The 18,520-nt window shown below is 69.9% G+C and carries 19 protein-coding genes; 18 read left to right on the top strand and 1 reads right to left on the bottom strand.

Features of this window, described 5'->3' with window-relative positions; translation table 11 throughout:
• Nucleotides 1-46 precede the first annotated feature (46 nt).
• From sdhC to DEU36_RS12355, 8 genes are read left to right on the top strand one after another with little or no spacing between them, the layout of a single operon-like run.
• A complete protein-coding gene (gene sdhC, locus DEU36_RS12390; RefSeq protein WP_120264653.1) occupies nt 47-481 on the top strand; it encodes a succinate dehydrogenase, cytochrome b556 subunit in 435 nt (144 codons plus the stop codon).
• The gene (locus DEU36_RS12385; RefSeq protein ID WP_023955540.1) at nt 481-924 is read left to right on the top strand and encodes a succinate dehydrogenase hydrophobic membrane anchor subunit; all 444 of its coding nucleotides are present in this window, start codon (nt 481-483) and stop codon (nt 922-924) included. Before sdhC ends, DEU36_RS12385 begins: the two co-directional genes overlap by 1 nt.
• 46 nt (nt 925-970) lie before the next feature.
• The gene (sdhA, locus tag DEU36_RS12380; protein WP_120264652.1) at nt 971-2,797 is read left to right on the top strand and encodes a succinate dehydrogenase flavoprotein subunit; all 1,827 of its coding nucleotides are present in this window, start codon (nt 971-973) and stop codon (nt 2,795-2,797) included.
• A complete protein-coding gene (locus DEU36_RS12375) occupies nt 2,797-3,567 on the top strand; it encodes a succinate dehydrogenase iron-sulfur subunit (RefSeq protein WP_120264651.1) in 771 nt (256 codons plus the stop codon). Before sdhA ends, DEU36_RS12375 begins: the two co-directional genes overlap by 1 nt.
• A gap of 58 nt (nt 3,568-3,625) precedes the next feature.
• Nucleotides 3,626-4,786 (top strand): YihY/virulence factor BrkB family protein, encoded by a 1,161-nt coding sequence (locus tag DEU36_RS12370; protein ID WP_183045435.1) that lies wholly within the window; start codon nt 3,626-3,628, stop codon nt 4,784-4,786.
• A 33-nt stretch (nt 4,787-4,819) separates the two neighbouring features.
• Nucleotides 4,820-5,659: an exodeoxyribonuclease III gene (locus tag DEU36_RS12365; RefSeq protein WP_120265154.1), complete on the top strand. Its 840-nt coding sequence runs from the start codon at nt 4,820-4,822 to the stop codon at nt 5,657-5,659.
• 59 nt (nt 5,660-5,718) lie between these two features.
• Nucleotides 5,719-6,723, top strand: a complete 1,005-nt coding sequence (gene trpS / locus DEU36_RS12360) for a tryptophan--tRNA ligase (RefSeq protein WP_120264649.1) — start codon at nt 5,719-5,721, stop codon at nt 6,721-6,723.
• On the top strand, nt 6,716-7,234 hold the full coding sequence (locus DEU36_RS12355) for a hypothetical protein (RefSeq protein WP_259455367.1): 519 nt from the start codon (nt 6,716-6,718) through the stop codon (nt 7,232-7,234). Before trpS ends, DEU36_RS12355 begins: the two co-directional genes overlap by 8 nt.
• A gap of 571 nt (nt 7,235-7,805) precedes the next feature.
• On the opposite strand, the gene DEU36_RS12350 is transcribed toward DEU36_RS12355, so the two are convergent.
• On the bottom strand, nt 7,806-8,687 hold the full coding sequence (locus tag DEU36_RS12350) for an endonuclease domain-containing protein (RefSeq protein WP_259455366.1): 882 nt from the start codon (nt 8,685-8,687) through the stop codon (nt 7,806-7,808).
• 393 nt (nt 8,688-9,080) lie between these two features.
• Between DEU36_RS12350 and DEU36_RS12345 the strand changes: the two genes are divergently transcribed.
• The 10 genes from DEU36_RS12345 to DEU36_RS12300 all read left to right on the top strand — a co-directional run bounded on the left by DEU36_RS12345 (nt 9,081) and on the right by DEU36_RS12300 (nt 18,515).
• Nucleotides 9,081-9,644 (top strand): GNAT family N-acetyltransferase, encoded by a 564-nt coding sequence (locus DEU36_RS12345; RefSeq protein ID WP_120264648.1) that lies wholly within the window; start codon nt 9,081-9,083, stop codon nt 9,642-9,644.
• A 105-nt stretch (nt 9,645-9,749) separates the two neighbouring features.
• Entirely contained in the window at nt 9,750-10,613 is an 864-nt protein-coding gene (locus DEU36_RS12340; protein ID WP_120264647.1) for an Fpg/Nei family DNA glycosylase, read from the top strand.
• Nucleotides 10,614-10,873: 260 nt separating this feature from the next.
• Entirely contained in the window at nt 10,874-11,956 is a 1,083-nt protein-coding gene (gene ribD, locus DEU36_RS12335; RefSeq protein WP_120264646.1) for a bifunctional diaminohydroxyphosphoribosylaminopyrimidine deaminase/5-amino-6-(5-phosphoribosylamino)uracil reductase RibD, read from the top strand.
• The gene (locus DEU36_RS12330; protein ID WP_120264645.1) at nt 11,956-12,588 is read left to right on the top strand and encodes a riboflavin synthase; all 633 of its coding nucleotides are present in this window, start codon (nt 11,956-11,958) and stop codon (nt 12,586-12,588) included. Before ribD ends, DEU36_RS12330 begins: the two co-directional genes overlap by 1 nt.
• Nucleotides 12,585-13,916, top strand: a complete 1,332-nt coding sequence (ribA, locus tag DEU36_RS12325; RefSeq protein ID WP_120264644.1) for a GTP cyclohydrolase II — start codon at nt 12,585-12,587, stop codon at nt 13,914-13,916. The genes DEU36_RS12330 and ribA overlap by 4 nt, the downstream gene beginning before the upstream one ends.
• Nucleotides 13,913-14,386 carry a 6,7-dimethyl-8-ribityllumazine synthase gene (ribH, locus tag DEU36_RS12320; RefSeq protein WP_120264643.1) on the top strand — a complete coding sequence of 158 codons (474 nt, stop codon included), beginning with the start codon at nt 13,913-13,915 and terminating at the stop codon, nt 14,384-14,386. Before ribA ends, ribH begins: the two co-directional genes overlap by 4 nt.
• 40 nt (nt 14,387-14,426) lie before the next feature.
• Nucleotides 14,427-14,777 (top strand): Fe-S protein, encoded by a 351-nt coding sequence (locus DEU36_RS12315; RefSeq protein ID WP_120264642.1) that lies wholly within the window; start codon nt 14,427-14,429, stop codon nt 14,775-14,777.
• A 220-nt stretch (nt 14,778-14,997) separates the two neighbouring features.
• Complete coding sequence (locus tag DEU36_RS12310) at nt 14,998-16,440, top strand: MFS transporter (protein WP_120264641.1); 1,443 nt, start codon at nt 14,998-15,000, stop codon at nt 16,438-16,440.
• 123 nt (nt 16,441-16,563) lie between these two features.
• Complete coding sequence (locus tag DEU36_RS12305; protein ID WP_120264640.1) at nt 16,564-17,544, top strand: NADP-dependent oxidoreductase; 981 nt, start codon at nt 16,564-16,566, stop codon at nt 17,542-17,544.
• Nucleotides 17,545-17,585: 41 nt separating this feature from the next.
• A complete protein-coding gene (locus DEU36_RS12300; RefSeq protein ID WP_120264639.1) occupies nt 17,586-18,515 on the top strand; it encodes an aminoglycoside phosphotransferase family protein in 930 nt (309 codons plus the stop codon).
• Nucleotides 18,516-18,520 lie beyond the last annotated feature (5 nt).

Below are 18,520 nucleotides of genomic sequence, written 5' to 3'. Positions count from 1 at the left end.
GCATCGATCGCCCCCACGAACCGTGTTCGATCCAGGGAGGACGACCGTGTCTGCACCAGCACGCGTCACACCGTCGGTAGCCCAGACCACATCAAAGACCCCGCGCGGCACGCTGTACCGCGGCAACGAGGGCATGTGGTCGTGGGTGCTTCACCGCATCACCGGCGTGGCCATCTTCTTCTTCCTCTTGGTCCACGTGCTCGACACCGCGCTGATCCGCGTGTCGCCCGAGGCCTACGACGCTGTCATCGGCACGTACAAGAACCCGATCATGGGTCTCGGCGAGGTCGCCCTCGTCGCCGCGATCGTGTACCACGCCTTCAACGGCCTGCGCATCATCGCGGTCGACTTGTGGCCGTGGGCCACGCGCCACCAGCGCCAGCTGTGGTGGGGCGTGCTGGCGGTCTGGGCCGTCACGATCGTCGGCTTCGCAGCCCGCCACGTGCCGATCGTTCTCTCCGAGATTGGAGGGGGTCACTGATGACCGCCGACACCCTTGCCGCTCCCCGCAGCCCGCAGGTCCGCAAGAAGGGCGCCAACCTCGAGAAGTGGGGCTGGGTCTACATGCGCGCATCCGGCGTGCTCCTGGTGGTCCTGATCTTCGGTCACCTCTTCGTCAACCTGATGCTCGGCGAGGGCATCAAGGGAATCGATTTCGCGTTCGTCGCCGGAAAGTTCGCCAGCCCGTTCTGGCAGTGGTGGGACGTCCTCATGCTGTGGCTCGCGCTGATCCACGGCGCGAACGGCATGCGCACGATCGTGAACGACTACGTCACCGGTGCCACGGCGCGCAAGGTTCTGGTGTGGGCCATCTGGCTCTCCGCCGGACTGCTGATCCTGCTCGGCACCCTGGTCGTGTTCACCTTCGACCCCTGCCTCGGAGTGACGGCGGACAGCATGCTCTGGGAGACCTGCCAGGGCTGACCCTGCGCTCCGACGACGTGAATCACAGCAACGAAAGGCTCGCCCCGTGAGCACCCAGACCGAAGAGGTCGTCGTCAAGGACGGCATCCACTACCACCAGTTCGACATCGTCATCGTCGGCGCCGGCGGCGCCGGCATGCGGGCGGCGATCGAGGCCGGTCCGGGTGCCCGTACCGCGGTGATCTCGAAGCTGTACCCGACCCGCTCGCACACCGGTGCGGCGCAGGGCGGCATGGCGGCGGCACTCGCCAACGTCGAAGAGGACTCCTGGGAGTGGCACACCTTCGACACCGTCAAGGGCGGCGACTACCTCGTCGACCAGGACGCGGCGGAGATCCTCGCGAAGGAGGCCATCGACGCGGTCATCGACCTCGAGAACATGGGCCTCCCCTTCAACCGCACGCCCGACGGGAAGATCGACCAGCGCCGGTTCGGCGGCCACACCGCCGACCACGGCAAGTCGCCGGTCCGCCGCGCCTGCTACGCCGCCGACCGCACGGGCCACATGATCCTGCAGACGCTGTTCCAGAACTGCGTCAAGCTCGGCATCAACTTCTTCAACGAGTACTACGTGCTCGACCTCATCACCGTCACCGCCCCCGACGGCTCGACCCAGACCGCCGGCGTCGTCGCGTACGACCTCGCCACGGGCGATCTGCACGTCTTCCACTCGAAGGCGGTCATCTTCGCCACCGGCGGTTTCGGCAAGATCTACAAGACGACCTCGAACGCCCACACCCTCACGGGCGACGGCGTCGGCATCGTGTGGCGCAAGGGCCTGCCGCTGGAGGACATGGAGTTCTTCCAGTTCCACCCCACCGGCCTCGCCGGTCTCGGCATCCTCCTCACCGAAGGCGCGCGCGGCGAGGGCGCGATCCTCCGCAACGCGTCGGGCGAGCGGTTCATGGAGCGCTATGCGCCCACCATCAAGGACCTCGCTCCCCGCGACATCGTCTCCCGATGCATGCAGCAGGAGGTCGCCGAGGGCCGCGGGGCGGGCCCGCACCGCGACTACGTGCTGCTCGACTGCACGCACCTGGGGGCTGAGGTCCTCGAGACCAAGCTCCCCGACATCACCGAGTTCGCCCGCACCTACCTCGGCGTCGACCCGGTCGTCGAGCCCGTGCCGGTCATGCCCACGGCGCACTACGCGATGGGCGGCATCCCCACGAACGTCAAGGCCGAGGTCCTCGCCGACAACACCACCGTCGTTCCGGGTCTCTACGCCGCCGGCGAATGCGCGTGCGTCTCGGTGCACGGCTCGAACCGCCTCGGCACCAACTCGCTGCTCGACATCAACGTCTTCGGCAAGCGCGCCGGCCGCAACGCCGTCGAGTACGTCAAGACCGCCGACTTCGTCCCGCTGCCCGCCGATCCCGCCAAGGAGGTGCGCGAGCTGATCGAAGGCGTGCGCAACAACCCCGGTACCGAGCGGATCGCGGTCCTGCGCAAGACGCTCCAGGACGAGATGGACAAGGGCGCCCAGGTGTTCCGCACCGAGGAGTCGCTCCTGCACGTCATGGACGTCATCGCCGACCTGCGCGAGCGGTTCAACAACATCCACGTCGACGACAAGGGCAAGCGGTTCAACACCGACCTGCTCGAAGCGGTCGAGCTGGGCTTCCTGCTCGACATCGCCGAGGTCGTCGTCGTCGCCGCACGCAACCGCAAGGAGAGCCGCGGCGGACACATGCGCGACGACTTCCCGACGCGCGACGACGAGAACTACATGAAGCACACGATGGCCTACCTGTCGGGCGACCCCCACTCGTCGCACCCCGAAGACCACATCCGGCTCGACTGGAAGCCCGTCGTGTTCACCAAGAACGAGGCCGGCGAACTGCGGTACCCGCCGCTGGAGAGGAAGTACTGATGACGATCGTCGAGACCGATGCCACGGCCCCTGCCGAGGCGGCGAACGACACCGGCATCCAGTCGTTCCTGGTCACCTTCATCATCCGGCGCTTCGACCCCGAGGTCGACAGCGAGCCGAGGTGGGTCGACTACGACGTCGAGCTCTACTCGACCGACCGCGTCCTCGACGCCCTGCACAAGATCAAGTGGGACGTCGACGGGTCGCTGACCTTCCGCCGCTCGTGTGCCCACGGCATCTGCGGCTCCGACGCGATGCGCATCAACGGCCGCAACCGGCTGGCCTGCAAGACGCTGATCAAAGACCTCGACATCTCGCAACCGATCTACGTCGAGGCGATCAAGGGCCTGCCCCTGGAGAAGGACCTCGTCGTCGACATGGAGCCGTTCTTCGCCTCCTACCGCGAGGTGCAGCCGTTCCTGATCGCCAACTCGAAGCCCGAGGCCGGCAAGGAGCGCATCCAGTCGATCGCCGACCGCGAGATCTTCGACGACACCACGAAGTGCATCCTGTGCGCCGCGTGCACCTCGTCGTGCCCCGTGTTCTGGACCGACGGTCAGTACTTCGGGCCGGCCGCGATCGTCAACGCGCACCGCTTCATCTTCGACTCGCGCGACGATGCCGGCGACGTCCGCCTCGACATCCTCAATGACAAGGAGGGCGTGTGGCGGTGCCGCACGACCTTCAACTGCACCGAGGCATGCCCGCGCGGCATCGAGGTCACGAAGGCGATCGCCGAGGTCAAGCAGGCGGTTCTGCGCGGTCGTTGAGCCGGCCGGGCCTCGCGCTCGATCAGCTGACACCGACGCTGCCGGTACATTCGACGACGTGGAACCCGACCCCTCGGCGACAGATGCGCTGCGCGAGCGGTGGGACTCGTCCCGATTGCGCGAACGCCTCGATCAGCCTCTCGAGCGTGCGACGACCATCACGCGTCGCACGCTCGGCTGGTTCCCCATCCGGGTCTGGCGGCACTTCCTCCGCCACAACGGGTTCCTCCTCGCGGCGAGCATCAGCTACCAGTCGCTCTTCGCGCTCTTCGCCACCCTCTACACGGCGTTCGCCGTGGTGGGGCTGTGGCTCGGCGGGTCGCGCATGGCCATCGACGCCCTCATCGGGGTCGTCAACAGCTACATCCCGGGGCTGATCTCGCACGACGGTCCCGTCTCCCCAGAAGACGTCGCCAGCATCGCGCGCGACAGCGGCAGCCTCCTCGCCGTCACCGGTACCGCCGCCCTGGCCGTCGCGGTGTGGACGGCCATCGGATTCGTGACCTTCACGCGACGTGCGGTGCGCGACATCTTCGGCCTGCCGTTCGACACGCGCAACTACGTGCTCCTGAAGCTGCGCGACTTCGGCGCGGCCCTGCTGTTCGGCCTCGCGCTCGTGCTGGGGGCCGCGCTCGGCCTCGTGGCCGGCGGCGTCGTCCGGCAGCTGTTCGACCTGTTCGACGTCGCCTACGAGTCGACCACGATCGACGTACTCAGCCGGCTCGCATCGGTGCTGGTCGCGATCGTCATCAACGCCGCCGCGCTCACCGCCCTGATCCGGTTCCTGACCGGCACAGCACTGCCCTGGCGCAAGATCATCCCCGGATCGATCTTCGGCGGCGTCGCGCTGAGCGTGCTGCAGCTCGGGGCCGGCTTCCTCGCCGTATACTCCCCCACCAACCCGCTCCTGGCGACCTTCTCTGTGCTGATCGGATTCCTCCTCTGGCTGCGGCTCGCGGGGATCGTCATCCTCGTCGCGGCGTCGTGGGTGGCCGTGTCGGCCGCGGACGACGACATCCCGCTCGAGGTCAGGACCGAGGAGGAGCGCCGCGCGGACGAGCGGCGGGCGCTGCGCGTCGTCGCCGAAGCACAGCTGCGCGACGCCGAGCACGCTCTCGCCGAGGCGGGCTGGTGGCAGCGCATCCCCGCTCGGCGCGACGTGAACCGGGCTCGCGAGCTGGTGCGGCGACTCGACGCGGAGCAGACGACCGCCCGGTGAGCGGTGTCGGAGGTCGCGGTTACGCTGGCAGACGTGTCACGCCGTCTTCGTATCGCCTCCGTCAACGTCAACGGCATCCGCGCCGCCGCCCGCAAGGGCATGCATGAATGGCTCGAGACCGCCGACGTCGACATCCTGACTCTCCAAGAGGTCCGCGCGCAGGCCTCCGACCTCGCCGCCGCCCTGCCCGGCTGGCACTTCGTCTCCGATGAGGCGCTCGCCAAGGGACGTGCGGGCGTCGCGATCGCCGCCCGTGAGCCCCTCGACGTCTGGCGCATCGAGCTCGGCGACGACGACCTCGACTCGAAGGGACGCTGGGTCGAGGCCGACATCGAGGTCGCGGGCGAGCACCTCACCGTCGTCAGCGCCTATGTCTTCACCGGCGAGGCCGACACCGAGAAGCAGGTCGCGAAGTACGCGTTCCTCGACGCGATGGAGGAGCGGATGCCGCAGCTGGGCGAGCTCGCGGTCATCACCGGCGACCTGAACGTCGGCCACCGCGAGTTCGACATCCGCAACTGGCGCGGCAACCGCAAGAAGGCGGGCTTCCTGCCGCGCGAGCGCGCCTACTTCGACCGTTTCACCGCGCCCGCGGGCGTCGAAGTCGACACCGTCGACGGCGGGCGGGGCACCGGTCTCGGGTGGGTCGATGTCGGACGCCGGTTCGCCGGCGAGGTCGACGGGCCGTACACGTGGTGGTCCAACCGCGGCAAAGCCTTCGACACCGACACCGGATGGCGCATCGACTACCACCTCGCCACCCCGCAGCTGGCGGAGCGGGTCACCGACTACCGCGTCGTACGCGCGCCCTCGTGGGACACCCGGTGGAGCGACCACGCCCCCGTCGTGGCGGACTACGTCTTCCCTGGGTGACGTCCGAGGGGCGAGGGGCGGGGCGACGAAGCGCGGGACGACGCCCGTAGACTCTTCTGGTGACCAAGCCCCGCCTGTACTCCGGAATGCAGCCGTCCGCCGATTCGCTCCAGATCGGCAACTACATCGGGGCTCTCATGCAGTGGCGCGACCTGCAGGACACCTACGACGCATTCTTCTCGGTCGTCGACCTGCACGCCCTGACCCAGCCGAACGATCCGGCCGAACTGCGGGCGAAGACCCGGCGTACCGCAGCCCAGTACATCGCGGCGGGCATCGAGCCGTCTCGGTCGACGCTGTACGTGCAGTCGCACGTCCGCGCTCACGCCGAGCTCGCGTGGGTGCTCTCGACCATCACCGGCTTCGGCGAAGCCGGCCGGATGACGCAGTTCAAGGACAAGTCGCAGCGCTACGGCGCTGACGCCACCAACGTGGGGCTGTTCACCTACCCGGTGCTCATGGCCGCCGACATCCTGCTCTACCAGACCGACATCGTGCCGGTCGGTGACGATCAGAAGCAGCACGTCGAGCTGACGCGGACCCTTGCGGAGCGCTTCAACTCGCGCTTCGGCGAGACCTTCCGCGTGCCGATGCCCGTCATCCAGCAGGACACCGCCCGCATCTACGACCTGCAGAACCCGACCGCGAAGATGTCGAAGTCGGCAGAATCGGATGCCGGTGTGCTGTGGCTCCTCGACGACCCGAAGGTGTCGGCGAAGAAGGTCATGCGGGCCGTGACCGACTCGGAGGGGTCGGTGCGATACGACCGCGAGAACAAGCCCGGGGTGTCGAACCTGCTCGTGATCTACGCGGCGCTCACCGGCCGTCAGATCCCCGCCATCGAGGACGAGTACGCCGGCCGCGGCTACGGCGACTTCAAGAAGGGCCTCGCCGAGGTGGTCGTGTCCGAGTTCGGACCGGTGCGCGAGCGCGCGCTCGAGCTGCTCGACGACCCCGCCGAGCTCGACCGGGTGCTCGCGTCGAACGCCGCCCGTGCCGACGACGTCGCCGACCGTACGCTCGGCGACGTTTACGACAAGCTGGGACTGCTGCGACGTGTCTGACAACGAATCGACCGGGGCCGGGGCTGCTGTTCCCGCGGAGTCGGCATCAGCGTCCGCGGAGCCGTTGGCGGAGGTGCCGGCCGAGCCCGCACCCGAACTGATCGCAGCGCTCGACGAGGCCGCCGCCGCATCGAAGGCATCGCCGACCGACGCCGCAGTTCAGGAGCGGCTCTGGCGCGCCGCCTTCGCTCTGGATCGCTGGCTCTTCATCGCCCGCGGTTCCGACGACGAGCCCACCCCCTTCGCGCTGCGGTCCGACGAAGGTGCCGTCATCTTCGCGTTCTCGACGGCCGACCGGGCGCACGAAGCCGCCCTCGGGTTCGGCCTGCCCGAGGATGAGGCGTCGCGACTGCTCGCGGTGCCGCTTCCGTCGGCGGCGGCCTGGGTCGCGTCGTATGCCGAGGCGGGTGTCGAAGCGATGGTCTTCGACGCGCCGGCCAACGGCGCGATGGCTCCGTTGTCGAACCTGGCCGCGATGGCGGTCTACATCTCGCAGAATCCCTCAGCCTGAGGCCCGCATCCTCAGTCTCGATCTCGTCTGTGTTCCGTCGACAGGCTCAGCACCCCGTTGACGCCCGCACGTCCCGCCGCGGCGCCTCTCAGCCTGAACGCGGCACGCGGAACAGCGGGCGCAGGCGGCCGAGCCGCGTCCGGCCACGCCCGGACCAGAAACACGGCGATATCAGCGTCGATACCGGCCCGGGGTGGGACCTCAGCCCCCATCCCCCGTGCGGATCCGGGTTGCCGAAGCGGGGCGACGCGGACCGAGCATCCCTTCGGCTCATCCCCGTTCCGTCGACAGGCTTAGTACCCCGCGCACACCCACAGGACCCGCCGCGACGTACCTGAGCCTGCTCACGGCACGCGGAACAGCAGGCACCGCCCCCGTCCACCAGCCCACACCACGACCACATCCGTCGACACCGGCCGGGGCGGGAGGGGCCGGGGACCAACCCTCGACTCATCCCCGTCCCGTCAACAGGCTCAGCACTCCGCACACACCCACACGACCCGCCGCGACCCCCCTCAGCCTGCGCACGGCACGCGCGACAAGGCCCGCGACGAGGCCCGCCCGTCCGGAGTCAGCGCACGCGCGCCCGCGGCGCGCCGCGACCGAGAAGTCCCCGCACGGCTTCGAGCACCCGGTCGGGACGCCACATGATGTCCGCCGCCATCGGTCGCAGCGTCAGGTAACCGAGGGCTGCCGCCGCGAGATCGCGCGTGCTGTCTCGTCGCCGCGCGTCGAGTCCGGAATGATGCGCATCGCTGTCGCATTCCACGATCAGCCAGCCGTCGACGAGCAGATCGACTCGCCCCACTCCAGGTATGCGCACCTGCAGTTCGACAGTCTTCGCGACGCCGCGCAGAAGGAGCCGCATGAGCGTCTCCGGCCCGGACTCGGCCCGTCCGTCGATCAGGCGCCGGAGGGAACGGTACCGGAGCGGTAGCGCCGCGAAGACCGCGTCGAGATCGGCAGCATGGAGGAGCCCGAGCTGAAGCGCGCTGTCGAGCGTCGCGACGGCCGCTCGGGGCGGCTGACACATCACCGCGCGCGCCAAGGCGTCGATGATGCTCGAGCACGCGAACCAACGGGGCCGCGGTGCGGCGGGCGGTGTCCAGTGCAGGACCGGCTTCGCGTCCGTCCCCGCCGTTCGGAGCGGTAAGCGGGATGCCGTCGGCGGGAGCTGAACGTGCGGTTGTCCAGGCTCGAGGACGAACGCCCCGAGCAGACGCAGGAGGCTGACGCAGGTCAGCCGACCACCGAGCGACACGGCGGTCACGACGGACCGTGGCGCATCGGCGACGAGATACGACCCCCGCCGGGGCCTCACGAGCCGGCCCGCGGCAACGGCATCCGCGATGTCGCGTTTGCGCATTCCGTCGGCGCGCAGCTCGGATGTCGACCAGCAACGCAGATCCATGACGTCGGCGGCGGGCCAGGCTGAGGAGGCGCGAAGGTCCATGCGGAGACGGTGCCGCTTGCGGTCACGTCAGCGGCCGGAGCAGTAGCAGATTGTGAGCAGATCAGCTCATCCGCCGCTTGTGGGGGAGTCGCGGTGTCGGTGCCGCCGGCAGGCTCACGCGGGCCGCCGCGCGCGGTGGCGCGCGCGATGATGCCGTGAGCCTGTTCGCGGCACAGCTAGCGCGGTCCACTCCCCCTTCGCCCCATCGACGCACGAAAGACCGGCGAGCAGACCGCCCCACCCGCACAGCCGACGGACGTGCCGTCAGCAGGATGGACGCGGCGCACCGGGCCGTTCGACGCGGGAACACGAAGCTGAACCTGTTCGCGGCACCGAACCGAGGTGTGGGGCCGCGGAACCGGACCACGCGCCGGACCTCGGTAGGGTCGGGGCATGGAACCGGTGACCCTCCGCACGGCGCGGCTCGAGCTGTCGATCCCTACTCTCGATGATGCCGAGGCGATCACCGCTGCCGCCCAGGACCCCGAGGTCCCGCGCTGGACGACGGTGCCGTCGCCGTACACCCGCGCGCATGCCGAGGAGTTCGTCGCGAAGGCGGCGGCCTGGTGGGACGAGCAGTCCGAGCTCACCTGGGGTATCCGTCGTGACGGCGAGTGGATCGGCATGATCGGCCTGCACCGGGTGAGCCCGGGAGGCGCGGCGGAGATCGGGTTCTGGATGAGCGCACCGGCGCGCGGGCACGGATACCTGAGCGAGGCGGCGCGGGCGGTCATCGACTTCGGGTTCGCCGAGCCGCTGGCGCTCGCACGCATCGAGTGGCGGGCGATCGTCGGCAACATCGCCTCAGCACGCGCGGCGCGCACTCTGGGCTTCCGATACGAGGGGATGCTGCGCCAGGGGCTCTCGCACAGCGATGCCCACCACGACGGCTGGATCGCCGGCCTCCTGCCGACGGACGACCGCACCCCGCAGCCCTGGCCGATCCTCGCCGACTGACCCGCGCCGACTGACCCGCGCGGATCGACCCGCGCGGCCTGAACCGCGCCGAATCAGGCGCGCAACCCCGTGCTCGATGGGGGTGATGCGTGCCAGGATGACGCCATGCCCGAGATGCCGGAAGTGCAGGGACTCGTCGACTACCTCGGCGGCCGCCTCGCCGGGCGCCGCATCACGAAAGCCCGGGTCAGTGCGATCTCTGCGCTGAAGACCTACGATCCGCCGATCGAGTCGCTCGAGGGCGCGACGGTGACCTCGGCGTCCCGCCACGGCAAGTTCGTCGACCTGGCCACCGACGGCGGCACGCACCTCGTGTTCCATCTCGCCAAGGCCGGATGGCTGCGCTGGTACGACGCGCTGCCGTCGACCGTCATCCGCCCGGGCAAGACCCCGATCGCGCTCCGCATCGGCTTCGACGACGACTCGGGGTTCGATCTGACCGAGGCCGGTACGAAGAAGTCGCTCGCGGTCTACGTCGTCCGCGATCCGGCCGAGGTGCCCGGCATCGCGCGGCTGGGGCCCGACCCGCTCGATGCCTCCTTCGACCGCGACACGCTCGCGGGTCTGCTGACCGGACGTCGCACGCAGATCAAGGGCGTGCTGCGCGATCAATCGATCGTCGCCGGCATCGGCAACGCGTATTCCGATGAGATCCTGCATGCCGCGAAGATGTCGCCGTACGCCCTCGCCGCAAACCTCGACGACGCCGAGGTCGACCGCCTCTACGCAGCGCTCAGCGCGACGCTCGCCGAGGCGGTCGCCGCGGCATCCGGCAAGCCGCCCGCCGTTCTGAAAGACGCCAAGCGCCGAGGGATGCGGGTGCACGGCCGCCGCGGCGAGGCTTGCCCCGTCTGCGGCGATGAGGTGCGCAGCGTCTTCTTCGCCGACAACAGTCTCGAATACTGCCCGACGTGTCAGACCGGGGGCAAGCTGCTCGCCGATCGCCGGCTCTCACGCCTGCTCAAGTGACGGCGGAAGTCGGGAATGCCGCGGACGCGCGCGCGTTGAGTACGATCGGAGTATTGAACGTGCTCCGGGGTCGGTGAGAATCCGAACCGGCGGTGAGAGTCCGCGACCCTCGAGGCCCTCGGGCCGAGAGGTTGATCCGGTGGAATTCCGGGACCGACGGTGATGCGACGCGAGTCGCTAGTCCGGATGAGAGGAAGCACGGCAGCGTTCGCGCTGCGCGCGCCCGCCCGCGTCCCCGGAGACTGACCGAAGGACGAAGGATGCCGGGCACCACCGACCGCGAGATCGCCGCGATGCGTCGCGCTTTCGAGCTCGCCGGCAACGGTCCGCGCGGACTGAACCCCCAGGTCGGCGCCGTGCTGCTCGCCGCCGACGGCTCCGTGCTCGCCGAGGGCTGGCACCGCGGCGCCGGCACGCCGCACGCCGAGGTGGATGCGCTGTCGCAGCTGCCCGCGGGCGCGGCGCGTGGCGCGACTGCCGTCGTGAGTCTCGAGCCCTGCAACCACACCGGCCGCACGGGCCCGTGCGCGCTCGCCCTCATCGAGGCCGGCGTGGCGCGCGTGGTCTACTCCGTCTCCGACCCGGGCGACGCGTCGGCCGGTGGAGCCCGGCGTCTGCGGGATGCCGGCGTCGATATCGAGGGCGGAGTGCTGGGCGACGACGGTCACGCGCTCATCCACGACTGGCTCACCGTGCAGCGCCTCGGCCGACCGCACGTCACCGTGAAGTGGGCGCAGTCGCTCGACGGGCGCGCGGCGGCCCCTGATGGCACGAGCCAATGGATCACCGGCCCGGTCGCACGAGCAGACGTCCATCGCCGCCGCAGCGAGGCGGACGCCATCGTGGTGGGAACGGGTACCCTCCTCGCCGACGATCCCGCCCTGACCGCTCGGCGTCCCGACGGCACCCTCTACGACCGGCAGCCGATGCCCGTCGTGCTCGGTCAGCGGTCCGTGCCCGACGACGCCCTGGTGCGCCGTCATCCGATGCCGCTGCTTCACCGCGACGGCGAGAACCTGGGCGGCGAGAGCCCCGACGGGCCCTCGCTGATGACGCAATTGCGGGAACTCGGCGTGCAGCGCGTCTTCGTCGAGGGCGGCCCGACCATCGCGAGCGCGTTCGTGCGGGCCGGGCTCGCGGACGAGATCCTCGCATACATCGCGCCGACCCTCATCGGCTCCGGATCGGCCGGCGACGACCGTCCCGCACTGCGTTCGCTCGGCGTCGAGACGATCGCGGACCAGCGACGCCTGCGGGTGAGCTCGGTCGAGCCCCTCGGCGACGACCTGCTGATCGTCGCCTCCCCCGTGCCCCCGACATCCCCCTCCGAAGGAGACGCCTGATGTTCACCGGAATCATCGAAGAGATCGGCGAGGTCGTCGCCGTCGAGCCGTCGGGCGACGGCGTCCGGATCACCGTGCGCGCGCCGAAGGCGGTGTCGGATGCCGGGCACGGCGACTCGATCGCCGTCAGCGGCGTCTGCCTCACGGTGGTCGACCAGGGCGACGATTGGTTCACGGCCGACGTGATGCGCCAGACGCTCGACGTGTCGAGCCTGACGGGCATCGAACCGGGCCGCGCCGTGAACCTGGAGCGCGCCCTTGCGGCACACACCCGTCTGGGCGGGCACATCGTCCAGGGGCACGTCGACGGCCTCGGCCGCGTGCTGGAGGTGCGTCCCGGTGAGCAGTGGCGCGTGCTGCGCATCTCGGTGCCTGCCGACCTGGCACCGCTCGTCGTCGATAAGGGCTCGATCACGGTCGACGGCGTCTCGCTGACGGTGAGCGATGTGAGCACGGCGACCGCACCGCAGGCCTGGCTCGAGGTCTCGCTCATCCCCGCGACCCTCGCCGCGACGACGCTCGGCGACCGTGTCGCCGGCGACGCGGTCAACCTCGAGACCGACATCCTCGCCCGACACGTCCAGCGGTTGCTGGCATTCACCACCCTCTCGAACGAAGGAGGCTCCCGATGAGCCTTTCTCCCCTCTCCGAGGCGCTCGACGCGCTGCGGGCCGGAAAGCCGATCATCGTCGCCGACGATGAGAACCGCGAGAACGAAGGCGACGTCATCCTGTCGGCCGCTCTCGCCACTCCCGAGTGGATCGCGTGGACGGTCCGCCACTCGAGCGGGTTCATCTGCGCTCCCATGCCCGCCGAGTGGGCCGACCGTCTCGACCTCCCCCCGATGGTCGAGACGAACGAGGACGCCCGCGGCACCGCTTACACCGTCTCGGTCGACGCGGCCGAGGGCGTGACGACCGGGATCAGCGCCGCCGACCGCGCCCGCACCCTCACGGTGCTCGCCGACCCCGCCTCCACGCCCGGCAGCGTCATCCGTCCGGGGCACATCCTGCCCCTGCGCGCCGTCGAGGGGGGCGTCCGCGAGCGCAGCGGTCACACCGAGGCCGCCGTCGAGCTCATGCAGCTCGCCGGTCTCGAGCCGGTCGGCGCGATCGCCGAGATCGTCGCCGACGACGGCTCGATGATGCGGATGCCGGGACTGCTCGAGCTCGGCGAGCGCGACGGCATCCCCGTCATCACGATCGAGCAGCTCATCGCCCACCTCGAGGAGACGGATCCACGCCCCGCCGGCGGCGCCGCGGCCAACCGCCGCCGCGTGAGCCTGCGTGCGGAGGCGCAGGTGCCGACCTCGCACGGTGCGTTCCGCTTCCTCGCCTACAAGGACCGCGTCACCGGGACCGACCACATCGCCGTCGTCTCGGGCGATCTCACCGATGCCGCCCCGCTCGTGCGCGTGCACTCGGAGTGCCTGACGGGCGAGGCGTTCGGCTCGCTCAAGTGCGAGTGCGGACCGCAGCTGGATGCGGCCCTCGACGCGATCGACCGCGAGGGCGGCATCGTCATCTACATGCGCGGTCACGAAGGTCGTGGCATCGGCCTCATCAACAAGCTGCGCGCCTACCAGCTGCAGGAGCGCGGGCTCGACACCCTCGACGCGAACCTCGCGCTCGGGCTTCCCGCCGATGCCCGGGATTACGCGGCTGCGGCCGGCATCCTCGCCGACCTCGGCGTGGGCAGCATCCGACTGCTGACGAACAACTCCGACAAGGTGTCGCAGCTGCGCGCCCTGGGCCTCGACATCGCCGACCAGGTACCGCTGCTCGTCGGAGTCGGTGCCAACAACCACCAGTACCTCGCGACGAAGCGCGACCGCATGGGCCACATCATCGACGATGCCGAGCTGAGCGCGGCACTCGCCCGCGGCACGGTCGCCGCCACGTCCACCGGCGCAGCCGACGAGACCACCGACTCCCGACAGAACTCGGAGAACATCGCATGAGCGGACACGGCGCCCCCGAACGCCAGCAGATCGACGCGACCGACCTGAAGGTCGTCGTCGTCGCCGGCCAATGGCACGACGTCATCACCGACGGCCTCATCGCCGGCGCGGAACGCGTGCTCGAGGAGTCCGGTGCGGCCTGGCGGCTCGTGCGCGTGCCGGGTTCGTTCGAGCTGCCGGTCGTGGCCAAGGCGGCGCTCGATTCCGGCGCCGACGCGGTCGTCGCCCTCGGCGTCATCATCCGCGGCGGAACACCGCACTTCGACTTCGTCTCCTCGGCAGCCACCGACGGGCTGACCCGTGTCGCCATCGACACGGGCAAGCCGGTCGGATTCGGAGTGCTCACCCTCGACGACGAGCAGCAGGGCATCGATCGGGCGGGCCTGCCCGGTTCGAAGGAGGACAAGGGCGCCGAGGCTGCGGATGCCGCGCTGCGCACCGCGCTGACGCTGCGTTCGTTCCGCGGCTGACGTCGTTTCGGGCTTCCATACCTTCAGCTAGGCTGAGGGTATGGAAACGCTCCGCGGAATCGTCCTCGTCGTCCACCTCATCGGTTTCGCCACGCTCTTCGGCGCTTGGCTCGTCGAAGCCCTCGGAGCCCGCCGCATCACCCGGGTCATGAGCTACGGCCTGCTCGTCGCCGGGGTCGCCGGGCTCGCTCTGGCAGCGCCGTGGGGCACCGACCACGAGTTCAACTACGTCAAGATCACCGTCAAACTCGTCATCCTGCTCGTGATCGGCGCGCTTCTGGGCATCGGCTCAGCCCGCCAGAAGCGCACGCAGTCGGTCCCCGCCGCGATCTTCTGGCTCATCGGACTCGGCACGGTGGCGAACGTCGCGATCGCGGTGCTCTGGCGCTGACGACCCGGGCCACGGCCCACCAGGCAAGCGGATGCCGCGACTCGGACCCCGGGTCGCGGCATCCGCCGTAGAATGGACGATCGTGCGTCGCCGACACCGTCGACGCCGCCGGTGATCCCCGCGTCGAACGTCCGCCGCACCACCCCGCTCGGACGTCCGCCCACCGGCACGCTCCCACGAGGGCGCTCACCCGTTCTCCCAGACAGGCATCACACCGCACATGTCATCCGCCACCGCGGCCCCCGCCGCGCCCGCGAACCCCCGCTCCCGCGTCATCACCGCCAGCCTCGTCGGCACCACGATCGAGTTCTACGACTTCTACGTCTACGCGACCGCGGCCGTCCTGGTCTTCCCGATCCTCTTCTTCCCGAGCGATGACGACACCGCGTCGCTCCTCGCCTCGTTCGCGGTCTTCGGCGCCGCGATGGTCGCCCGACCCATCGGTGCCGTCGTCTTCGGCCACTTCGGCGACAAGTTCGGCCGTAAGGCCACCCTCGTCGCGTCGCTCCTGACGATGGGTATCGCAACGATCCTCATCGGATGCCTCCCCACCTTCAACGACATCGGCTGGTGGGCGGCGCTGCTGCTCCTCGTGCTGCGTCTCGCTCAGGGCTTCGCCCTCGGCGGCGAGTGGTCGGGAGCCGCCCTCGTCGCGACCGAGAACGCACCGAAGGGCAAGCGCGCCTGGTACGGCACCTTCCCCCAGCTGGGCGCCCCGATCGGCTTCATCATCGCCAACTCGGTCTTCCTCGTGATCTACTTCGCGCTGCCGCACCCCGACGGCCCGGCCCAGCGATCCGAGGAGTTCCTCGCCTGGGGCTGGCGCGTGCCGTTCCTGTTCTCGGCCGTCATGGTCATCGTCGGCCTGTGGGTGCGTCTCAAGCTCGTCGAGAGCGAGACGTTCGCCAAGGCGGAGAAGACCGGTGCCATCCGCAAGTTCCCGCTCGGGTCCGTCGTCCGCGGGCACTGGCGGGCGCTCATCCTCGGCACGTTCATCATGCTCGCCACCTACGTGCTCTTCTACCTGATGACGAGCTTCACCCTCGCGTACGGCACCAAGCCGACCCTCGAGACCGCGCAGGCGACCGCCGAGGCATCGGGGGCGGCCTTCGACGCGGCGGCCTACGTCCCCGGCCTCGGGTTCGGGTTCACCGACTTCGTCATCATGCAGATCGTCGGCGTGATCTTCTTCGGCATCTTCACCCTGCTGTCGGGCCCCGTGGCCGACTCCATCGGCCGGCGCAAGCTGCTGCTGTGGGTCACCGGGGTCATCGCGGTTTTCGGCCTGCTGTTCGCGGTCTTCCTCGCGCCGCAGCTCGACCCGAAGTTCACCGGAGCCCTCGTGCAGGCATTCCTCGTGCTCGGGTTCATGCTCATGGGCGCGACCTTCGGCCCGATGGGCGCGCTGCTGCCCGAGCTGTTCCCGACCAACGTGCGCTACACCGGCTCGGCCATCTCGTACAACGTGGCGTCGATCCTCGGCGCGGCCGTCGCGCCCAGCATCGCGACGACCCTGTGGGCGCTCGCGGGCGGCTCGACCTGGCTCGTCGGCGTCTATCTCACGGCGTCGGCGGTGCTCACCTTCATCGCGCTGTGGCTGTCGAAGGAGACCAAGGACTCCGAGTACGACACCAACATCGGCGAGGCGGCGGCCACCCGCTGATCGCCACGGCGAACGAACGGATGCCGCGGGCCTTCGGGCTCGCGGCATCCGTCGTTGTCAAGGTCTCCCCACCTCATCACGCGCGGTCTACTGTCTGACTCACATTCAGGTGAGGAGCCCGTCATGAAGAAGGTCGCCGAGGCGTCGGTCGTCGAGTACGAGCAGGCCGGCGGGCCCGAGGTTCTGCGTCTCGTGAAACGTCCGCTTTCCGCGCCCGAGGCCGGAGAGGTGACGGTCGAGATCATCACGATGGGCCTCAACCACATCGACGGCTTCGTGCGATCGGGCGCCGAGAAGGAATGGGACGATCCCTTTCCTCGCCGCTCGGGCAGCTGCTTCGCGGGCACCGTGATCGCGGCGGGCACCGGTACCAGCGGGTTCGCCGTCGGCACCGATGTCGTCGGCCACGTGCGATCGGGGGCGCATGCGAGTCACCTCACGGTCGGGGTGGACCGGCTGGTCCGCAAGCCGCGCGGCGTGACCTTCGAGATCGCTGGCGGGCTGTATCTGGCGGGCACCACCGCGCTCGACATCCTCGACGAGCTCAAGATCGACTCCGGCGACACCGTCGTCATCTCGGCGGCCGCAGGCGGGGTCGGCAGTATCGAGGCGCAGATCGCGCTGCACCGCGGCGCCCGGGTCATCGGCACCTGCGGCGAGCGCAACTTCGACTACCTGCGCCAGCTCGGCGTCAAGCCGGTGCGCTACGGCGAAGGGATCGTCGAGCGCATCCGCGCTCTCGCGCCCGGGGGCGTGACGGCGTTCATCGACAACTTCGGGCAGGACGGGCGCGAGGTGGCCGAGGCTCTGGGGGTGCCCGCAGGGAAGTTCCGCTCGAGTGCCGATCGGCGCGACCGTGAGGTCGCCTTGCTCTCCGACAGCCCCGACGCCGTCGCCCACGGCACGACTCAGCTGCGGAAGGTTGTCGAGCTCGCCGAGAAGCGGGTCGTCTCGCCGCTCGTGTCGGGCTTCTACCCGCTCGCGGACGTCGCGGAGGCATACGACGACCTCCAGAAGCTGCATTCGCGCGGCAAGGTCGTGCTCGCGACGCATCCGGTGAATCCGCGGCGCATCCGGAAAGCGCGCGAGGTCATCGAGTCGTAGCCTCGTCGCGTCACGGACCAGCGCCGGGATAGCGTGGCCGCGTGGCCACCGCATCATCGCTTCCGCCCGGGATCGTCGAACGGATCGTCGACGCCCTGGGGGTCGTCACTCGTCCCGCGGAGGCGCTCATCACCCCGATGGAAGCCGGCTCCAGCGGTGACCGTGTCTGGCATGTGCATACCCGCGACGGCATCCCCGACGCGGTCGCGCGGTGGGCGCCGTCGGCTCCGGGCGGCTCGGACGACGAGAGGTCAGTGGGAACGACGGCGCTGCGCCTGGCCTCTGAGGGCGGCCTGACGGTTCCCGCGGTCCTGCATGACGAGCGACAACGAGACGGGCGTCTCACGATCGTGGCATTCTGCGACGGCGAGACGCTCGCAGGACGCCTCGCACGCGCTCCCGACGAGGCTGAGCACTGGGGAGCGGCGTGCGGCGATGTTCTGGCTCGCCTGCACGCGGCGCACCTCGACGTCTCGGCGTTGCCTTCGTGGTCGGCGGCCTGGGCGATGCCGCCCACGGCAGCGGCGCGAGCGAGCGTGCACGCGACCTTCGAGGGCACGCGACAGAGCATGCTGCACCTCGACCTGCATCCGTTCAACGTGATCGTGCGCGACAGCGAGGTCTCCGGCGTCATCGATTGGGCGAACGCCCGCCGTGGCCCCGCGCTGCTCGATCTCGCGAGGACCCACTCGCTCGTCGAGTTCATCGGCCGCCTCACGAGCACCCCGGCATCCCCGGGCAGCGCACTGGCTCCCGATTTGCTGCCTCGCTTCGGGCGCGCGCTGCACGACGCGTATGTCGCGCGATCGGCCCCCATCGACGACGCCCGGTGGGCGGTCGCGCGCGCGTGGGCGTTCGCGGTACTCGAGGCCGACATTCGGCCGAAGGCGGGCCACGTCGACTACGTCACCCCGGACGTCCTGGCCTGGATATCGAGGCGCCGCGAGGAGGCGCAGGCTGCCGCGCGGTGAGTCTC

The organism is Microbacterium sp. AG238 (genome assembly GCF_003610405.1).
Lineage (GTDB): Bacteria > Actinomycetota > Actinomycetes > Actinomycetales > Microbacteriaceae > Microbacterium.
Note: the sequence above shows the minus strand (reverse complement) of the source record. Positions and strands in the feature narration are given on the sequence as shown.

Coding starts and splice junctions, on each gene's coding strand:
- DEU36_RS12385 (WP_023955540.1), top strand. CDS start 481: ATGACCGCCGACACCCTTGCCGCTCCCCGCAGCCCGCAGGTCCGCAAG.
- DEU36_RS12375 (WP_120264651.1), top strand. CDS start 2,797: ATGACGATCGTCGAGACCGATGCCACGGCCCCTGCCGAGGCGGCGAAC.
- DEU36_RS12350 (WP_259455366.1), bottom strand. CDS start 8,687: ATGGACCTTCGCGCCTCCTCAGCCTGGCCCGCCGCCGACGTCATGGAT.
- DEU36_RS12345 (WP_120264648.1), top strand. CDS start 9,081: ATGGAACCGGTGACCCTCCGCACGGCGCGGCTCGAGCTGTCGATCCCT.
- DEU36_RS12340 (WP_120264647.1), top strand. CDS start 9,750: ATGCCCGAGATGCCGGAAGTGCAGGGACTCGTCGACTACCTCGGCGGC.
- ribD (WP_120264646.1), top strand. CDS start 10,874: ATGCCGGGCACCACCGACCGCGAGATCGCCGCGATGCGTCGCGCTTTC.
- DEU36_RS12330 (WP_120264645.1), top strand. CDS start 11,956: ATGTTCACCGGAATCATCGAAGAGATCGGCGAGGTCGTCGCCGTCGAG.
- ribA (WP_120264644.1), top strand. CDS start 12,585: ATGAGCCTTTCTCCCCTCTCCGAGGCGCTCGACGCGCTGCGGGCCGGA.
- ribH (WP_120264643.1), top strand. CDS start 13,913: ATGAGCGGACACGGCGCCCCCGAACGCCAGCAGATCGACGCGACCGAC.
- DEU36_RS12315 (WP_120264642.1), top strand. CDS start 14,427: ATGGAAACGCTCCGCGGAATCGTCCTCGTCGTCCACCTCATCGGTTTC.
- DEU36_RS12310 (WP_120264641.1), top strand. CDS start 14,998: ATGTCATCCGCCACCGCGGCCCCCGCCGCGCCCGCGAACCCCCGCTCC.
- DEU36_RS12305 (WP_120264640.1), top strand. CDS start 16,564: ATGAAGAAGGTCGCCGAGGCGTCGGTCGTCGAGTACGAGCAGGCCGGC.